This is a genomic window from Variovorax sp. UC74_104 (genome assembly GCF_044055375.1).
In the GTDB taxonomy this organism is placed as follows: Bacteria; Pseudomonadota; Gammaproteobacteria; order Burkholderiales; family Burkholderiaceae_C; genus Variovorax.
The window spans coordinates 2056699-2074064 of the sequence record NZ_CP171978.1 but is presented as its reverse complement, the minus strand read 5'-3'; the positions used below and the strand labels follow the sequence as shown (position 1 = coordinate 2074064).

15 protein-coding genes and 1 pseudogene are annotated in these 17366 nt (G+C 65.9%); 4 read left to right on the top strand and 12 right to left on the bottom strand.

Annotated features, from left to right (window positions below):
* Positions 1–24: 24 nt before the first annotated feature.
* From ACHMXA_RS09630 to ACHMXA_RS09605, 6 genes and pseudogenes are all read right to left on the bottom strand, one after another.
* Positions 25–573 (bottom strand): shikimate kinase, encoded by a 549-nt coding sequence (locus tag ACHMXA_RS09630; protein ID WP_395320417.1) that lies wholly within the window; start codon positions 571–573, stop codon positions 25–27.
* A gap of 23 nt (positions 574–596) precedes the next feature.
* The gene (pilQ, locus tag ACHMXA_RS09625) at positions 597–2747 is read right to left on the bottom strand and encodes a type IV pilus secretin PilQ (protein WP_395320415.1); all 2151 of its coding nucleotides are present in this window, start codon (positions 2745–2747) and stop codon (positions 597–599) included.
* Positions 2744–3283: a pilus assembly protein PilP gene (locus tag ACHMXA_RS09620; RefSeq protein ID WP_093196402.1), complete on the bottom strand. Its 540-nt coding sequence runs from the start codon at positions 3281–3283 to the stop codon at positions 2744–2746. The genes pilQ and ACHMXA_RS09620 overlap by 4 nt, the downstream gene beginning before the upstream one ends.
* Positions 3280–3957, bottom strand: a complete 678-nt coding sequence (locus tag ACHMXA_RS09615) for a type 4a pilus biogenesis protein PilO (protein ID WP_176667939.1) — start codon at positions 3955–3957, stop codon at positions 3280–3282. The genes ACHMXA_RS09620 and ACHMXA_RS09615 overlap by 4 nt, the downstream gene beginning before the upstream one ends.
* A gap of 6 nt (positions 3958–3963) precedes the next feature.
* Complete coding sequence (locus ACHMXA_RS09610) at positions 3964–4584, bottom strand: PilN domain-containing protein (RefSeq protein WP_176667938.1); 621 nt, start codon at positions 4582–4584, stop codon at positions 3964–3966.
* Positions 4581–5661: pseudogene (locus ACHMXA_RS09605) on the bottom strand (pilus assembly protein PilM). Before ACHMXA_RS09605 ends, ACHMXA_RS09610 begins: the two are co-directional and overlap by 4 nt.
* A 241-nt stretch (positions 5662–5902) precedes the next feature.
* Here ACHMXA_RS09605 and ACHMXA_RS09600 point away from each other — a divergent pair.
* A complete protein-coding gene (locus ACHMXA_RS09600) occupies positions 5903–8311 on the top strand; it encodes a penicillin-binding protein 1A (protein ID WP_395320412.1) in 2409 nt (802 codons plus the stop codon).
* Positions 8312–8339: 28 nt separating this feature from the next.
* Here ACHMXA_RS09600 and cyaY read toward each other — a convergent pair whose 3' ends face one another.
* Positions 8340–8672, bottom strand: a complete 333-nt coding sequence (gene cyaY, locus ACHMXA_RS09595) for an iron donor protein CyaY (protein WP_395320410.1) — start codon at positions 8670–8672, stop codon at positions 8340–8342.
* Positions 8673–8708: 36 nt separating this feature from the next.
* On the opposite strand from cyaY, the gene ACHMXA_RS09590 reads away from it, so the two are divergent.
* On the top strand, positions 8709–8987 hold the full coding sequence (locus tag ACHMXA_RS09590) for a lipoprotein (RefSeq protein ID WP_395320408.1): 279 nt from the start codon (positions 8709–8711) through the stop codon (positions 8985–8987).
* Positions 8984–10264: a diaminopimelate decarboxylase gene (lysA, locus tag ACHMXA_RS09585; RefSeq protein WP_395320406.1), complete on the top strand. Its 1281-nt coding sequence runs from the start codon at positions 8984–8986 to the stop codon at positions 10262–10264. Before ACHMXA_RS09590 ends, lysA begins: the two co-directional genes overlap by 4 nt.
* A gap of 16 nt (positions 10265–10280) precedes the next feature.
* Here the strand turns inward: lysA and ACHMXA_RS09580 are convergent, their stop codons facing one another.
* The 5 genes from ACHMXA_RS09580 to ACHMXA_RS09560 form a co-directional block, all read right to left on the bottom strand.
* Positions 10281–10922: a sulfite oxidase heme-binding subunit YedZ gene (locus ACHMXA_RS09580; RefSeq protein WP_395320404.1), complete on the bottom strand. Its 642-nt coding sequence runs from the start codon at positions 10920–10922 to the stop codon at positions 10281–10283.
* A 139-nt stretch (positions 10923–11061) separates the two neighbouring features.
* Positions 11062–12087 (bottom strand): protein-methionine-sulfoxide reductase catalytic subunit MsrP, encoded by a 1026-nt coding sequence (msrP, locus tag ACHMXA_RS09575; protein WP_395320402.1) that lies wholly within the window; start codon positions 12085–12087, stop codon positions 11062–11064.
* A gap of 118 nt (positions 12088–12205) precedes the next feature.
* The gene (gene ccsB / locus ACHMXA_RS09570; RefSeq protein ID WP_395320400.1) at positions 12206–13522 is read right to left on the bottom strand and encodes a c-type cytochrome biogenesis protein CcsB; all 1317 of its coding nucleotides are present in this window, start codon (positions 13520–13522) and stop codon (positions 12206–12208) included.
* Between the two features lie 14 nt (positions 13523–13536).
* Positions 13537–15699 carry a cytochrome c biogenesis protein ResB gene (locus ACHMXA_RS09565; protein ID WP_395320398.1) on the bottom strand — a complete coding sequence of 721 codons (2163 nt, stop codon included), beginning with the start codon at positions 15697–15699 and terminating at the stop codon, positions 13537–13539.
* A 124-nt stretch (positions 15700–15823) separates the two neighbouring features.
* Positions 15824–16498 carry a cytochrome c gene (locus ACHMXA_RS09560; RefSeq protein ID WP_176667929.1) on the bottom strand — a complete coding sequence of 225 codons (675 nt, stop codon included), beginning with the start codon at positions 16496–16498 and terminating at the stop codon, positions 15824–15826.
* 72 nt (positions 16499–16570) lie between these two features.
* Here ACHMXA_RS09560 and yihA point away from each other — a divergent pair, with 72 nt between their 5' ends.
* On the top strand, positions 16571–17320 hold the full coding sequence (gene yihA / locus ACHMXA_RS09555) for a ribosome biogenesis GTP-binding protein YihA/YsxC (protein ID WP_395320395.1): 750 nt from the start codon (positions 16571–16573) through the stop codon (positions 17318–17320).
* Positions 17321–17366: the final 46 nt, after the last annotated feature.

Genomic DNA, 17366 nt, shown 5'->3' with positions numbered 1-17366 from the left:
TTAGGCGCTGCGCGGCCCGGGGGCTCAGGCGGGGGGATCCTCGGGATGCGCGCCCGGCTCGACGACGCCCGCCAGCTCGAGCTGCATCACGATGATGTTCACCAGCATGGCGATCGTCGGGCGTCCGGTGTCGACCACGTCGTGGGCGGTTTCCCGATAGAACGGGTCGCGCGCGTCATGCAGCTCCCGCAGCCGCCCCAGCGGATCGGCCACCTGGAGCAGGGGGCGCTTGACGTCGTGGCGAAGGCGCCGGAACAGGTCTTCGGGGGAGGAACGCAGGTAAATCACGTGGAAGTGATCGCGCAGCTGCGTGCGGTTGGCTTCCCGCAGCACAGCGCCGCCTCCGGTAGCCAGCACGCCCTGGGCATTGGCCGCGAGGTCGGCGATCACGGTCTGTTCGAGATCGCGGAAGGCGATTTCGCCCTCGCGCTCGAAGTAATCACGGATCGAGCAGCCGATGCGCTGCTCGATCACGTGATCGGTGTCCACGAAAGGAAGGTCCAGCCGCATCCCCAGGCGCCGGCCCACTGCGGATTTTCCGGCGCCGGGCAAGCCGACGAGTGCGACCGCCACGCGGTGGCTGCTACGCCCGCGCGTCAGCGCGCGGCGTTGCGGTCGGTAATCATCTTCGGGGTGATAAAGACGAGCATTTCAGTCTTGTTGGCAACGCGTTCGCGCTTGCGGAACAGTGCTCCCAGATAGGGCACTTCACCCAGCACCGGCACGCGCGATTCGTCATTGGTTTCGGTGAGCTCGAAGATACCACCGATGACGACCGTGCCGCCGTTCTCCACCAGCACCTCGGTCTGCACGTGCTTGGTGTTGATCGCAGGGCCTGCCGAGGTGTTCACGCCGCGGGCGTCCTTGCTCACGTCCAGCGTCAGGATGATGTTGCCTTCCGGCGTGATCTGCGGCGTGACTTCCAGCTTCAGCACCGCCTTGCGGAACGAGATCGAGGTCGCACCGCTGGAGGTGGCCTGCTGGTACGGGATTTCCTCGCCCTGCTCGATCAGCGCCTTGGTCTGGTCGGCCGTGATGACGCGGGGGCTGGACACCAGCTTGCCCTTGCCGTCTGCTTCGAGCGCCGAGATCTCGAGGTTCAGCATGCGCGAGAAGCTCGAATTGAAGAGCGAGATCGCGAAGGTGCCTGCCGCGTTGCCGGTGCCGCCGGCATCGCCTGCGGGAAGGTTGATGAAGTTGGAGTTGGTGAACGTGCTCGTGGCCGTGGTGGCACCGCCATTGGTGCCCGGCGTGGTGACCGGCATGACGCCGAGATTCCCGAACGCCCGGTTTCCGCCGGAAGACGCGAAGCGTTCGCCCGCGATACCGCCGCCCAGGCGCACGCCCAGCGACTTGCCGAAGGTATCCGAAGCTTCGACGATACGGGCTTCGATCAGCACCTGGCGCACAGGAACGTCAAGTTTCTGGATCAACTCTGCCACCTGCGCCAGCCGTGAGGGAACATCCGACACGAAAAGCTGGTTGGTACGCGACTCCGCGATCACGCTGCCGCGCGGGCTCAGGATACGAGTCGTCGTGCCGCCGCCACCACCGCCGCCGCCAGCTCCTGTGCCGGTCAGGCCCTGCGCAATGGCGATCGCCTTGGTGTAGTTGAGCTGGAACGACTGGGTGCGCAGCGGCTCCAGGTTCTCGATCGCGGCCTTCGCCTCGAATTCGAGCTTTTCCTTGGCGTTGATCTCATCCTTGGGCGCGATCCACAGCACGCTGCCGTTCTTGCGCATGCCCAGGTTCTTCGCCTGCATGATGATGTCGAGCGCCTGGTCCCAGGGCACGTCCTTCAGGCGCAGCGTCAGGGCGCCGCTCACCGAATCCGAGGTCACGATGTTGAAGTTCGTGAAGTCGGCGATCACCTGCAGCAGCGAACGGATCTCGATGTTCTGGAAGTTCAGCGACAGCTTCTCGCCGTTGTAGCCCACGCCCTGGGTCAGCTTGGTCGGGTCGACCTTGCGGGCACGGACTTCGACCACGAACTGGTTCTCGCTCTGGTAGGCGCTGTGCTCCCAGTCGCCCTTGGCGTCGATCGTCATGCGGACGCGGTCGCCAGTCTGCTGCGAGGTGATCAGCTGTACCGGGGTGCCGAAATCGGCCACGTCGAGGCGGCGGCGCAGGCCCTCGGGCAGCGTCGACTTGGTGAATTCCACGACGAGGCTCTTGCCCTGCTGCTTGACGTCGACACCCACTTGGTTGTTGGGAAGATCGACGATGACCCGGCCCGTGCTGTCCGAGCCGAGGCGGAAATCGACGTCCTTCAGCGGCAGCATGTCGCGGTTGCGGTTTTCCGCGAAGGCCGTGCTGGCGGGCGATGCGGCAAGCGCCGGCCCGGCCACCGGGTCCAGCACCACCAGCAGCGACTTGCCCTGGATCTCGGCCTTGTAGGCGGTCGCCTGCTTCAGGTTCAGCACCACGCGGCTGCGTTCACCGGCCTGCACCACGTTCACCGAACGCAGGTTGCCCTGGTTCACTTCGATGGCGGAACGGCCGATGGCGTTGGTAACGCCCGGGAAGTCGAGCGCGATGCGCGCCGGCGTCTGGACGGTGAATCCGGCGGGCACCGCGGCGAGCGGCTGCGCAAGATCGATGCGGATCACTTCCGAACCGGACTGCGTGGAGCTGGTCACGGCTTCGATGGCATTTTGCGCATGGGCCACGGCCAATGCACCGAAGGCCAGCAGACCCAGGCCGGCAGCGCGCAGCCACTGTGCCATCGTTGATTTCTTATGGTTCATTTCGCACTCTCTTGCAGCTGCAGCGTCGCGACGCGTTCGATCCATTCACCGGCGGCGTCCTGCACGATCTCACGCAGGGCGACTTCGGTTTCGTTGATTCGGGTGATACGCCCGTAGTTGAGTCCCAGGTATTCGCCGACGCGAACCTTGTAGAGCAGCTTGTCGACACGAACCAGCGCCACCGGCTGGCCGTTGCGGTTCATGCTGCCGACCATGGCCATCGAGTCGAGCGGGAAGGCCTCCAGCGCCTCCTTGCGGCGCGCCAGCTCAGGCGCGATCAGCTCGGAAGTGCTCGGCTGGTTCGATTCGCGGCGCAGCGCCTGGGTCAGCTTCAGGATGTTGAAAGGCTCGAAGGCTGAGGCTTCGGTGTATGCCTGCGGGGTGAATTTCTTCGGCTCGGAGATGGGCGGCACCGAGGGCTTCACCTGGGCGCGCTGCTCGGCCATCCACCGTTGCAGGTCTTCCTGGTCGGAATCGCAGGCGCTCAGTGCCGACGCCGCCAGCGTCAGCCACAGTACTTTGGCGACGATCTTCATTTCTTCGCCTTCGGTGCGGAGGCACGCTTCTGCGCGGCCCGCTCGTCGTCATCGAGGTAACGGTAGGTACGCGCGGTGGCATCCATCGTCAGCACGTCCTTGTCCTTTTGCGGGGTGACGGAAATGTTGTTCAGCGTCACGATGCGCGAGAGGCCCGCCACGTCGGCGGCGAAGGCGCCCATGTCGTGGTAGCGCCCGGTCACGCGCACGGCGATCGGGAGCTCGGCGTAGTAGTCCTTCACCGACACCTGCCCCGGACGGAACAGCTCGAACTGGAGGCTGCGCCCCAGGCCCGCCTGGTTGATGTCCGACAGCAGGGCGTCCATTTCGGCCTTGCTGGGCAGCTGCTTCTCGAGGAGGGTCACGTACTGCTGCACCTGCTCGCGCTGCTTCTTCAGCAGTTCGAGGTTGGCAGCCTGTGCCACCTTCTTCTGGTAGTCGGTCTTGAGCGCGATTTCCTTGGAACGTTCGCTCTCGAGTTCGTCGTTCGAATTGGTGAGCCAGGCGAACCAGAGCGCAACGAGCACCAGCGCCGTGACGGCCAGGCAGAGCGCGTAGCGGGGCACCGCTGGCCATGTCGACGGATCGTTCGGATTGAGCCCGCGGAACTGGTCGCCGACGCGCTGCAGCGCAGCCGCGACATCGACTTTCTGGGAGGGGCGATTGCTTGCCATGATCGGTTACCCCTTGGACTGCGCGGTTGCGGCCAGCGCCTTTTCGGCTGCGGCCTTCTGAGCATCGGTGGGGCGTTTCAGGCCAATGCGCATCGTGAAGTTCGCCACGCGACGCTGGTCGCGCGGATTCAGGTTAACGTTCGCCGACGTGATTTCGACCAGCTCGGGCTTCACCAGCCACGGACTGTTGTTGCCCAGGTTGCGCAGCAGTTCCGAGACGCGCTCGTTCGACTGCGCCATGCCTTGCAGCGTGACAGTCTGGTTGTCCTGCTTCATGTTGGTCAGGTAGACGCCGTCGGGCAGTTGCCGGACCAGTTCGTTGAGCAGGTGGACGGGAAGATTGCGGTCGCCCTGCAGGTCTTCGACCGCCTGCTGGCGCGCGCGCAGCGCGGCGATTTCTTCCTGCAGGGTCGAGATTTCCTTGATCTCGACTTCGAGCTTCTTGATCTCGGCCTGGAGAAAGCTGTTCTTCGATTGCTGCGCCGAGATCTGGGCCTCGAACCAGAGGTAGCCCAGGACCGCGATCAGGCCGCCCAGAAGCGCCGCGGCGCCCAGGGTGCCATAGAAGGCCTCGCGCCTGCGCTTGCGTGCAGCTTCGCGGTGCGGAAGCAGGTTGATGAGGATCACTGCAGGAACCTCCGCATGGCCAGCCCGCAGGAGGTCAGATAGGACGGGGCCTCGCGGCGGACCTTCTTCTCCCGGACGTTCGAGCTGATTTCCATCCCTTCGAAGGGATTGAGCAGCGAGCAGGCGAACGACGTCTGCCGCGTGACGGCATTGGTCAGACCCGGCAGCGAAGCCGATCCACCTGCCAGCAGGACGTAGTCGACGCGGTTGTGCGGCGTGCTGGTGAAGAAGAACTGGAGCGCACGCGCGATTTCCTGCGCGATGCTTTCGACGAAGGGCTTGAGCACGCCGGAGCCGTAGTCGTCGGGCAGGTCGCCGCTGCGCTTCTTGGCTTCGGCCTCTTCCGCGGAAAAACCGTACTGGCGCACGATCAGCTGCGTGAGCTGGGCGCCGCCGAACGCCTGGTCGCGGTCGTACAGCACTTCCTGGTTGCGCAGGACCTGCATGCTGGTGGTGAAGGCGCCCACTTCGAACAGCGCCACGATCGAATCGACGCCCTTGCCGGGCAGCTGCTCGATCAGGCGGGCGGTCGCGAGGCGTGAGGCATAGGACTCGACGTCGAGGATCATCGCCTTCAGGCCGGCGGCTTCCGCCAAGCCTTCGCGGTCCTGGACCTTTTCCTTGCGCGATGCGGCGATCAGCACTTCCACGTCGCCGGCCGAAGTGGTACTCGGCCCGGTCACGCAGAAGTCGAGGCTGACTTCGTCCAGCGAGAACGGGATGTATTGGTTGGCCTCGGATTCGACCTGGATCTTCGAGCTCCTGCTCGCTCATGCCGCCGGGAAGAATGATCTTCTTGGTGATGACGGCCGAAGGCGGCAGCGCGAGCGCCACGTTGCGGGTGCGCGTGCCGCTCTTGCGGATGACGCGGCGCACGGCCTCGGCCACCTCGTCGAACTTTTCGACGTTGCCGTCGGTGATCCAGCCACGTTCGAGGGGCTCGATGGCGCAGCGCTCCAGGACCAGCTTGCCGCTGGCCTCACGGCCGAGCTCGACCAGCTTGACGCTGGACGAACTTACGTCCAGCCCCAGCAGGGGAGCGTTCTGACGACGAAACAATGATCCAAGAGCAGCCAAGGCAGGTTCCTCTTCCCCTGTATTTGTAACCAATAGAAAAAATTGAATTCGGTTGCATGCTAGCAGCAGGCGTAGCGGCAACCAAGCAACGCCGAAGGGCAAAACCCTGAAGCGTTGTCAAAACCTGACGTCAAAACCGCATTTTGTAACTTTTGAATTAGGGCAATGCAAGCCCCTCAAAGATCGGATCGTGTGGAGAGGCCGGCTTTTTATAATGTCGGGTGACTCTGTGCGGCCCCTCATGCAAGAAACTTCCAGCCCCAAAGGGCCAGCCAAGACCCCTCCCCCCACGCGCCCGACCTGGCTGAAATGGCTGTTGCGCTTTTTCTTCTGGTGCTTCGGCATCGCGCTGGCCGGCGTGCTCGCGGTGCTGTGCGTGGTGGCAGTGGCCCTCGCGGTCGCTTATCCGAACCTGCCTGACATCAGCGAACTCTCCGACTACCGGCCCAAGCTGCCGCTGCGGGTGTTCTCGGCCGAAGGCATCCTGATCGGCGAGTTCGGCGAGGAGCGCCGCAACCTCACCCCGATCTCGGCGATTCCGAAGGTCGTGAAGGACGCCGTCCTGGCCGCCGAAGACGCCCGCTTCTACGACCACGGCGGGGTCGACTACAAGGGCATGGTGCGCGCCGGCCTGGCCAACATGAACCGCGTGAAGAGCCAGGGCGCATCGACCATCACGATGCAGGTGGCGCGCAACGTCTACCTGAGCTCCGAGAAAACGCTAACCCGCAAGATCTACGAGGTGCTACTGACCTTCAAGCTGGAGCACCTGCTTACCAAGGACCAGATCTTCGAGATCTATCTGAACCAGATCTACCTCGGCAACCGCGCCTACGGCTTCGCCGCCGCTTCCGAAGCCTATTTCGGCAAGCCCCTGCAGGAGCTCACCATCGCGCAGGCCGCCATGCTGGCCGGCCTGCCGAAGGCGCCGGGCGCAAACAACCCGGTCAACAATCCCCAGCGCGCGCGCGGCCGTCAGTTCTACGTGATCGACCGCATGCAGGAAGCCGGCTTCATCACCGCCGAGCAGGCCGCGGAAGCCAAGAAGGAAGAGCTGCATCTGCGTGACGCGGCCGACCCGAACCGCCTGCACGCCGAGTACGTCGCCGAAACGGTGCGCCAGCTGATGTATGCCCAGTACGGCGACAGCACCTACACGCGCGGCCTGAAGGTCTACACCTCGCTGGTCGCTGCCGACCAGGCCGCGGCCTACAAGTCGCTGCGCAAGGGCATCATGGATTACGAGCGCCGCCAGATCTACCGCGGCCCCGAGAAGTTCGTCGACCTGCCGAACGACCCCAAGGACCTCGACGAAGCGGTCGACGACGCACTCAGCGACCACCCCGACAACGGCGACGTGATGGCGGCAGTGGTGCTCAAGGCCACGCCCAAGCAGATCGACGCCGTGCGCGGCAACGGCGACCCGGTGCAGATCACCGGCGACGGCCTCAAGCCCGCGCAGTCCGGCCTCTCCGACAAGGCCCCGCCGAACATCAAGATCCGCCGCGGCGCGGTCATCCGCGTGGTGAAGACGCCCAAGAACACCTGGGAGATCACGCAGCTGCCCGAGGTCGAAGGCGCATTCGTCGCCATGGACCCGCGCGACGGCGCCATCAAGGCACTGGTGGGCGGCTTCGACTTCGGCAAGAACAAGTTCAACCATGTGACGCAGGCCTGGCGCCAGCCGGGTTCGAGCTTCAAGCCGTTCATCTATTCCGCGGCGCTCGAAAAGGGCTTCACGCCGGCCACGGTCATCAACGACGGCCCGCTCTTCTTCGACGCCGGCACCACCGGCGGCCAGCCCTGGGAGCCCAAGAACTACGGCGGCGGCTACGACGGCCCGATGTCGATGCGCACCGCGCTGATGAAGTCGAAGAACCTCGTGTCGATCCGCATCCTGCAGTCCATCGGCACGCGCTACGCGCAGGAGTGGATCACCAACTTCGGCTTCGACAAGGAAAAGCACCCGGCCTACCTGCCGATGGCGCTGGGCGCGGGCTCGGTCACGCCGATGCAGATGGCGGTGGGCTATTCGGTGTTCGCCAACGGCGGCTATCGCGTCAATCCGTACCTCGTGACCCGCATCACCGACCACAAGGACAAGGTGCTGGTCGACAAGCAGCCCCCCCTGTTGAACGAATCGCTGCGCGTCATTCCGCAGCGCAACGCCTTCATCATGGACACGCTGCTGAACTCCGTGGCCCGCGGCGGCACCGCCGCGAAGGCGCAGGCGATGCTCAAGCGTCCCGACCTGTACGGCAAGACCGGCACCACCAACGACTCGCTGGACGCATGGTTCGCCGGCTTCCAGCCCACCATGACGGCCATCTCGTGGATCGGCTACGACACGCCGCGCAACCTGGGCGACCGCGAGACCGGCGGCGGGCTGAGCCTGCCGATCTGGATCGCCTACATGGAAACCGCCATCAAGGGCGTGCCGGTGACCGAGCTGTCGGCCAACCCGCCCGCGGGCATCGTGAACGTCGGCGGCGAGTGGTACTACGACGACTACGCGCCGGGACGCGGCGTTGCGAGCCTGGGCGTGGAATCCGCACCCGTGGCGCCGGTGGAGGCCCTGACCGGTGCCCCCGTGAGCGCGCCGGCCCCGCCCGAGGAGCGCAACCGCATCCTCGACCTGTTCCGCAACTGAGGACGACGGACGCGAGCAAAGGACAGGATCAGGCGGCCGCGAAGGTCAGCGGCTGCCCGGCCTGAAGAGTCGCTTCGCGCGAGAGGTTGCCGAAGAACTCCTCGCCGGTCTTGGTGTCGACCCAGGCCTTGCCGTCATGGCGGTAGTGGTAACCGCCGGAACGCGCGGCGAGCCAGATTTCCTGCAGGGGCTTCTGCAGGTTCACGATCAGCTGGCTGCCGTTGCGGAATGAAATCGTGATCATCCCGCCCACCCTCTGGTTGTCGATGTCCGCGTCGGTCGTTTCGTTGATGCGATCGCAGCCCAGCTCGATGGCTGCAAGGGCAGCCTCGGCGCGATCCATGTACTCGGTGTCGGTCATTACAATTTCGCCATGTTGAACGTTCACCAAATTCTAGTGAGCGCCCGCGTCCGCGCTGCGCTCATGGTCTGCCTCGCCGTGGGCGCCGCCGGGCTCGTTGCGGCCTGCGGGCAGCGCGGTCCGCTGTACCTGCCGACCGATCCTGCCGCCGCCGGGCGCGCCACGCTGCCGGAGCTCATGACGCCCGAGAGCCTGCGGCCTTCGCCGTCCTCCACCTCCTCCACACCTTCCAACCAGGCTGTGCCCGCGCCGGCCGCAGCCGCCAGCGCACCGGCGGGTAACAGCAACAACACCGGCACGGAGCAACGCAAGTGAGCGCAACCGCCAACTCCCTGCCCGGCCAGCCGCACATCGCGGAGCGCGATGGCGCGCTGCACGTCGAAGGCGTGGCGCTCGATGCGCTGGCCCGCGAACATGGCACCCCCCTCTTCGTCTACTCGCAGCAATGGATGCTGGACGCGCTGGCCGCCTACCAGCGCGGCTTCGAAGGACGCGACGCCCTCATCTGCTATGCGATGAAGGCCAACTCCTCGCTCGGCGTGCTGCGCGTGTTCGCGGAAGCCGGCTGCGGCTTCGACATCGTCTCGGGCGGCGAGCTGTCGCGCGTGCTGGCCGTCGGCGCCGATCCGAAGAAGATCATCTTCTCGGGCGTGGGCAAGACCCGCGCCGAAATGCGCCAGGCCCTTGCCGCCGGCATCGCCTGCTTCAACGTCGAGAGCGAAGCCGAACTCGACGTGCTCAACGAAGTGGCTGTTGCCGAAGGCAAGCGCGCGCCGATCAGCATCCGGATCAATCCGAACGTCGATCCGAAGACGCATCCCTACATTTCCACCGGCCTGAAGGGCAACAAGTTCGGCATCGCGCACGACCGCGCCGTCGAGGCCTACAAGCACGCCGCACGGCTGCCGGGGCTGGAGGTGGTGGGCATCGACTGCCACATCGGCTCGCAGATCACCGAAGCCTCGCCCTACCTCGACGCCTGCGACCGCGTGCTCGACCTGGTGGAATCCATCGAGGCGGCCGGTGTGCCGATCCATCACCTCGACTTCGGCGGCGGCCTGGGCATCGACTACAACGGCGAAGTGCCGCCCAAGGCCGATGCGCTGTGGCAGCAGCTGCTGGCCAAGCTCGACGCGCGCGGCTTCGGCAAGCGCAAGCTGGTGATCGAGCCGGGCCGTTCGCTGGTCGGCAACGCCGGCGTGTGCGTCACCGAAGTGCTCTACACCAAGCCCGGCGAGGACAAGAACTTCTGCATCGTCGACGCGGCCATGAACGACCTGCCCCGCCCCGCGATGTACCAGGCCTTCCAGCGCATCGAGCCGGTGCGTGCCCGCAGCGGCAATGCCACGACCTACGACGTGGTCGGCCCGGTCTGCGAAAGCGGCGACTGGCTGGGCCGCGACCGCGCGCTCAACGTGCTGTCGGGCGACCTGCTGGCCGTGCTGTCGGCGGGCGCGTACTGCATGAGCATGTCCAGCAACTACAACACGCGCGGCCGCGCCGCCGAAGTGCTGGTGAGCGGTGCCAGCGCAAAGCTGATCCGCCGTCGCGAGACGATGGAAGACCAGCTGCGCAGCGAGATCGACGGCTGATTGCCCTTTCCCGGCATCAGCCGGTACGCACCGCGCCGGCCGACGCCGGCTTTCCCTTGCCGCGCTTGCTCGCGAAGTTCCATACGCGCCACGCGAGCAGCACCGCAATGATCGCGGCATAGACGAACACTTCCGCGAAGTTGTTCTTGCCCGCGCGCATCCAGAAGAAGTGCAGCAGGCCGAGCCCCGCGATCAGGTAGACCAGCTTGTGCAGCATCTGCCAGCGCTTCGCGCCCATCGCCTTGATCGCGCGGTTGAACGACGTGGCCGCCAGCGGCGTCAGCAGCACGAAGGCCGAGAAGCCCACCAGGATGAACGGCCGCTTGGCGATGTCCTTCGCGATGTCGGCCCACTCGAAGCCCATGTCGAACCAGGCGTAGCACAGCAGGTGCAGCACCACGTAGAAATACGCGAACAGGCCCAGCATGCGGCGGTAGCGCGCGAGTGCGTTCCACTTGCTCATCACGCGCAGCGGCGTCACCGCCAGCACGATGCAGATGAAGCGCAGCGTCCAGTCGCCGGTGGCGCGGATCAGGAACTCCGCGGGGTTGGCACCCAGCCCGTCCGTGAACGCACCATAGGCCAGCAGCGCGAACGGCAGCAGGCACAGCAGGAAGATGACCGGCTTGGTCGCAGGATGCATGAGCAGCTTGTTCACAAGACACTCCATGAAAAAAGAGACGTCGCACCTTCGAGAAACACCGCGGAACCGGCTCTGCCGGCCCGCAGGTGTTGCCCCCGGCAGAGGGAAGGCGCGCGCGACACCAAGTGCGCGCAGCCCGGGGGCGAGCCCCATTTCAGTAGTTCTTCTTGAGGTCCATGCCTGCATAGAGCTGGCCGACCTGCGCTTCGTAACCGTTGAACATCTCCGTCTTGCGCCGCTTGGCGAACAGCCCGCCGCCGTCGCCGATGCGGCGTTCGGTGGCCTGGCTCCAGCGCGGATGGTCGACGTTGGGGTTCACGTTCGAATAGAAGCCGTATTCGTTGGCCGCAGCCTTGTTCCAGGCAGTGCTCGGCTCCTTCTCGACGAAGCGGATCTTCACGATCGACTTGGCCGACTTGAAGCCGTACTTCCACGGCACCACCAGTCGCACCGGCGCGCCGTTCTGGTTGGGCAGCACCTCGCCGTACATGCCGAAGGCCAGCAGCGTGAGCGGATGCATCGCCTCGTCCATGCGCAGGCCCTCGGTGTAGGGCCAGTCGAGCACGCGCGAGCCCACGAAGGGCATGGTCTTGGGGTCGGCCAGCGTCACGAACTCGACGAATTTGGCGTTGCCCTGCGGCTCGACCTTCTTGATGAGCTCGGCCAGCGAATAGCCGACCCACGGGATGACCATCGACCAGCCCTCGACGCAGCGCAGGCGGTAGATGCGCTCTTCCTGCGCGCTGAGCTTGAGCAGGTCTTCGATGCCGTACTTGCCCGGCTTCTTGACAAGGCCCTCGACCTCCACCGTCCACGGGCGCGTCTTGAGCGTGCCGGCGTTCTTGGCAGGGTCTGCCTTGTCGGTGCCGAACTCGTAGAAGTTGTTGTAGGTGGAAGCGTCCTTGTAGTCGGTGACCTTTTCCATCGAGACGGCGCCAGGAACCGCCGATTTCGCGCCGGGCAGCGGCGCCAGCTTGTTGGGGCGCTCGACCTGGGCCAGGGCTTCACGCGACGCGAACGCCGCCAGCGCGGCTCCCGCAGCACCGCCGGCCATGAGCTTCAGCATGTCGCGGCGGCCTTCGTAGACCTCCCGGGGCGTGATCTCGCTGGACAGCGGATGGATGAAACCGTTGCCGCCACTGTTGCTGCTGCGGCGGATCGGACGGGATTGGAACGACATGACGGGCCTTTCGCGGAATCGTTGTGCTCAGGGTAGTTCGTGGCCGACCCTGATCTGGTTACGCGCCGCCGAAGCGCGCGGTTTCAATAATTCTTCGCGAAAGCCCGCGGGCCTGCATTCACAGGGTGCCGTAGCTGTGCAACCCGCTCAGGAACATGTTCACGCCCAGGAAGGCGAAGGTCGTGACCGCCAGCCCGCCCAGCGCCCACCAGGCCGCCACGGTGCCGCGCAGGCCCTTCACCAGCCGCATGTGCAGCCAGGCCGCGTAGTTGAGCCAGACGATCAGCGCCCAGGTCTCCTTCGGGTCCCAGCTCCAGTAGCCGCCCCAGGCGTCGGCGGCCCAGAGGGCGCCCAGCACGGTGGCGATGGTGAAGAAGGCGAAGCCGACGGTGATCGACTTGTACATGACGTCGTCGAGCACCTCGTTGGCCGGCAGGCGCGCGGCGATGCGCTTGCGCCCCAGCAGGATGCCCGCGGCGATCAGCGCCGAGATGCCCGCGTAGATCACCCAGTAGCTGCCGCCGGCCTCCTGCACGCGCTGGCGGAACGCCACCGGCACGAAGCACAGCGCCACGCCCAGCAGCCAGATCGGCGTGAGCTTGTACCAGCGCTTCTCGTCCGCCTGTTCCTTGATGAGGTAGGCGAAGGCGACCATGGCCGCGAGCGCGAAGGTGCCGTAGCCGATGAAGTTGGCCGGCACATGCAGCTTCATCCACCAGCTCTGCAATGCGGGCACCAGCGGCTGGATCTCGTGCGCCTCGCGCACGATCGTGTACCAGAGCAGAAAGCCCACCGCCGCGCTGACAACCAGCATCACGAAGGCACCGAGTGCACGCGTGCCGTAGCGTTCCTCAAAGTACAGGTAGAAGGCCGCCGTCAGCCAGCAGAACAGCACGAACACCTCGTACAGGTTGCTCACGGGGATGTGGCCGATGTCCGGGCCGAGCTGGTGGCTTTCGTACCAGCGAACCATGGTGCCGATCAGCGCCATCGTCACCGCCGCCCACGCCAGGCGCGAGCCGATGGCATCGAAGGTGTCCGCCTGCTTTCCGCCGAAGAAGCCCAGCCAGTAGAACAGCGTGCTCATGAAGAACAGCACGCTCATCCAGAGAATGGCCGACTGGCTCGACAGGAAATATTTGAGCCAGAACACCGTGTCGGCGCGCGCCAGGTCGCCCTGGTACGAGGCGATGGCCAGCAGCGAGGCCGCAGCCACCGCGATCGCCAGCACCCGCAGCGGCCGCCAGAACCAGCCGATGGCGATGGTCGCGATCACCGCCGCGGCGAGGATCGGCTTCTCGTAGGAATCCATCGACCCCGCGTAGCGCGCGAAGGCGAACAGGCCGCCGGCCACCACCAGCGCCGCGAACACCCAGTCGAACAGGTTGCGGCGCGAGAGCCAGCTTTCATTGAGCGTGAGGGTCGTGGTGTTCATGTTGTCTCGTGGTCTTATCCGTTCAGGGCGAGCAGCTTGCGTTTGAGATGCTCGAATTCGCGGTCGCTGTCGATGGTCTTGCGATTCACCGAGAAAGCCATCGTGGCGGCCGTCGTCGCGGGTGCGTCGCCTTCGGAAGCCGTGCCGTCGGGTGCCAGCCACACCCACAGGCGGCGCTCGCGCACGTACAGCATGGCAAAAATGCCGACGATCAGCAACAGGCAGCCCAGGTAGACGATGTTCTTGCCGGGGGCGCGCGCCACCTGGAACACGCTGGCCTGAACCTGGGTGAAGTCGGTCATCATCATCGCGACCGGGGCCGGGTAGAAGTGCGCGTCGCTGATGGCGAGCACGGATTGCGTCAGGTAGGCCTGCGATTTCTCGTCGTTGCGCAGCGCGGCCAGGCCGGCGCCCTCGCGGCTCAGGTTGAGCACCTCGAACAGCACGTCGTTGAGTATGCGCACCAGCACCCCGCCGGCGCGCTCGCGCTCGGCCTCGGGCACGTTGGTTTCCATGAACTCGGCAATCGCCTGCCAGCCGCCCGCGGTGGTGGCGTCGGCCTTGGCGCGCTCGCTGCCCGCGAAAAGCGCCAGCGCGCGCGTGGCCGACACGCGCAGCTGCTCGGCCATCTCGGGACGCTTGGGATCGGTGGCCTTGGCGATGTAGCGCTCGACGGCGCGCTCGCGCGTGGCGGCGTCGCCTAGCGCGGCGCGCATGCGCACGAAGCCGTCCATCGAGCCCTGCTCGTCGGCCGGCACGCGCAGGTAGCGGAACGGCTCCTCGGGCTTCTCGCGCATGCCCAGCAGGAACACCGGCTGGCCGTCGCCGGTGTCGACCGGCACCATGTAGTTCTGGTATTCGCGCGCCTGGCCGGCAGCGTCGCGCAGCTTGTAGCCGATGCTCGGGCCGATGTTGCGCAGCACTTTCGGCTTGTTGGTCTTGTTGGCGGCACCCAGGCGCGACTCGATGTCGTGGCGCAGGTCGACCTTTCGCACGTCGGCGCCGCTGCCCATGGCGTTGGCGTCGGCGAAGTTCTCGACGTTGATCACGCGCAGCGCGGCGTATTCGAGCGTGAGCTTGTCCTTGCCATTGGTGATCTCGGTGCTCGGGCCACCGATGACGCCCTCCACCTCGAAGGGCTTGGCCGCGGCAGCCATCGGCACGGCCTTGAGCTTCACCTTGGAGCCGCCGTCATCGAAGCTCGACTGGTAGATCTCCACGCCCTTGTAGCTGGCCGGGTGGTTGACCTCGATGCGCGCGGGCACCTGCTCGCCGGTCTCGCGGTCGTGCAGCACGACTTCGCTCGCGAAGAGCTTGGGCATGCCGGTCGAGTAGTAGTCGACGATGAACTTCTTCAGCTCGATGGAGAACGGCAGCTCCTGCAGCAGCACGCCGTCGGACTGGTTCAGGATGGCGATGCTGCCCTGCCCGCCCTCGGGCACGAGGATGTTGCCGCGGAAGGTCGGGTTGCTGGCCGACAGCCGGTGCTGCGGCGGCACGTCGGCGATCATGCCGCCGCCGGTGAACACGCTCTTGCCGTTGAACCAGGTCTGCGCGCGCACCACCAGGTCGCCGTCGAACAAGCCGCCGATGCACACCAGCACGATCGCGCTGTGGGCCGCGATGTAGCCGAGCTTGTGGGCGCCGCCGGCGCGCGCCGCGACCATCCAGCCTGCGTCGTTCTTGCCATTGCCGCTGGCCTCGCGCCGCTGCAGCTTGACCTTCCATCCCCCGCTCACCAGCAGCTGCGCGATGCGGTTGGCCGCTGCCTCGGGGGCTTCACCAAGTCTGCTCTCCGCACGCTGGCCGAAAGCCTTCAGGCTCTGCGCGCGGATGTCTTCCTTGAAGGTCTTGAGGTCGACCAGGATGCGCGGCGTGTTGCGCACGATGCACAGCGTGGTGCTGACCACCAGGAACAGCAGGATCAGCAGGAACCACCAGGCGCTGTAGATCGAGTCGAGCCGCGCGGCGCGGAACAGCTCGGCCCAGAAAGGCCCGAACTGGTTGATGTAGTTGTTGATCGGCTCGTGCTGCTTGAGCACCGTGCCGATGATCGACGCGATGCAGATGATGGTGAGCAGCGCGATCGCGAAACGCATCGACGACAGCAGCTCCACCGCGGCGCGAAGCACCTGCGGGCCGCGATGAACGCGAAGGCCATGGGTGGAGACGGACATCGGGCGAAGGTAGGAAGGAAGGAGAAGGAGAAAAACAAAAAAGGGCGGGCCATCCTGCTGGATCGGCCCGCCCTTTGTCTGGGATTGTTATCGGCGGCTGGTCACGCTCCAGGGAGCGTCATCATCAACGCAAACCGGCAATGTAGTCGGCGACCGCCTTGATTTCCCTGTCGTTGAGCTTGGCGGCGACGCCGGTCATGGGCAGGCTGTTCAGGCGGACGTTGTCGCGGAAGGCAGTGAGCTGGGCCACGGTGTAGTCGGCGTTCTGGCCGCCCAGGCGGGGGTACTGGGCCGGAATGCCGGCGCCGTTGGGGCTGTGGCAGCCGGCGCAGGCGGGGATCTGGCGATCGCCGATGCCGCCGCGGTAGATCTTCTCGCCCAGCGCGATGGTGTCCTTGTCCTTCGAGAAGCCCGGCTTGACCTTCTTCGAGCCCACGAACCAGGCGATGTTGCGCATGTCTTCTTCCGACAGCGCCGAGGCCAGCGGCTTCATGATCGCGCTCTTGCGGGCGCCGGACTTGAAGTCCTGCAGCTGCTTGAGGATGTATTCGGGATGCTGCTGCGCCAGCTTGGGGTTGGCGGCGATGGCGGAGTTGCCGTCGGCGTTGTGGCAGGAGGCGCAGCTCTGGCTGTTTGCCGGCGTTGCGTTGAAGAGCGCATCCCCCTTGGCGGGGTCCGGCTTGGCCGGTTTGGCGGCCGCCGGGGCGGCAGGAGCAGCCGCGTGTTCATCGGCTGCAAAACTCACGCTGGATGCGATGCCCACGAGGGCCGCAAGCACAATATTGGCAAACAACTTCATATCGGGGGCTTCGAATTTATGGCGCAAAACCTCACGATTCTACAATGTGGGCCCTGTTTCGAAAGTCCGTAGATGCCCTTCCCGCGCGCAAAGCCCGCAGCCTATCCTCCCCGCGCGGCGCCCGCCGCGGACCCCCAGGTCGCCGAGCGCGAACGTGCGGCGCTGGGCTGGCTCCACACCGCCCACTTCCTCACCAGCGCCCCGCAGCTGGAGCACCTGCCTCCCCTGGATCTGCCCGAGATCGCCTTCGTCGGCCGCTCCAACGCGGGCAAGTCGACCGCCATCAACACCCTGACGCAGCAGACGCGCCTGGCCTTCGCCTCCAAGACGCCCGGCCGCACGCAGCACATCAACCTGTTCGGCATCGGCAAGCAGAAGGTCGATGACGCGGTGCTCGCCGACCTGCCCGGCTACGGCTATGCGGCCGTGCCGCGCGAGGCCAAGCTGCGCTGGCAGCGCGTGATGGGCAACTACCTGATGACGCGCGAGAGCCTGCGCGGCGTGGTGCTCATGTGCGATCCGCGCCACGGCCTGACCGAGCTCGACGAGATCCTGCTCGACGTGATCCGTCCGCGCGTGCAGCAAGGCCTGAAGTTCCTCGTGCTGCTGACCAAGGCCGACAAGCTCACCCGCAGCGAGGGCGCCAAGGTGCTGTCCATTACGCGACTGCAGGCCGGCGGCGGCGAGGTGAAACTGTTCTCGGCCCTCAAGAAGCAAGGCGTGGGCGAGGCGGCGGAGCTGCTGTGGCGCTGGGTGCACCCGGAGGGCGCCGACGCACCGGCCGCCGAGCCCGAGCCACCGCCGCCACCGGAAGGCGCCTGACGATCCGGCAGGCTGCACCGACCGTCCCATCTGCGAAGTTCACTAT

Bases quoted from the DNA above. Each gene is read 5' to 3' on its own strand.
- ACHMXA_RS09620 (WP_093196402.1), bottom strand. From the start codon at position 3,283: ATGAAGATCGTCGCCAAAGTACTGTGGCTGACGCTGGCGGCGTCGGCA.
- ACHMXA_RS09565 (WP_395320398.1), bottom strand. From the start codon at position 15,699: ATGTCCGTCTCCACCCATGGCCTTCGCGTTCATCGCGGCCCGCAGGTG.
- cyaY (WP_395320410.1), bottom strand. From the start codon at position 8,672: ATGACCGACACCGAGTACATGGATCGCGCCGAGGCTGCCCTTGCAGCC.
- ACHMXA_RS09600 (WP_395320412.1), top strand. From the start codon at position 5,903: ATGCAAGAAACTTCCAGCCCCAAAGGGCCAGCCAAGACCCCTCCCCCC.
- yihA (WP_395320395.1), top strand. From the start codon at position 16,571: ATGCCCTTCCCGCGCGCAAAGCCCGCAGCCTATCCTCCCCGCGCGGCG.
- ccsB (WP_395320400.1), bottom strand. From the start codon at position 13,522: ATGAACACCACGACCCTCACGCTCAATGAAAGCTGGCTCTCGCGCCGC.
- msrP (WP_395320402.1), bottom strand. From the start codon at position 12,087: ATGTCGTTCCAATCCCGTCCGATCCGCCGCAGCAGCAACAGTGGCGGC.
- ACHMXA_RS09615 (WP_176667939.1), bottom strand. From the start codon at position 3,957: ATGGCAAGCAATCGCCCCTCCCAGAAAGTCGATGTCGCGGCTGCGCTG.
- pilQ (WP_395320415.1), bottom strand. From the start codon at position 2,747: ATGAACCATAAGAAATCAACGATGGCACAGTGGCTGCGCGCTGCCGGC.
- ACHMXA_RS09560 (WP_176667929.1), bottom strand. From the start codon at position 16,498: ATGAAGTTGTTTGCCAATATTGTGCTTGCGGCCCTCGTGGGCATCGCA.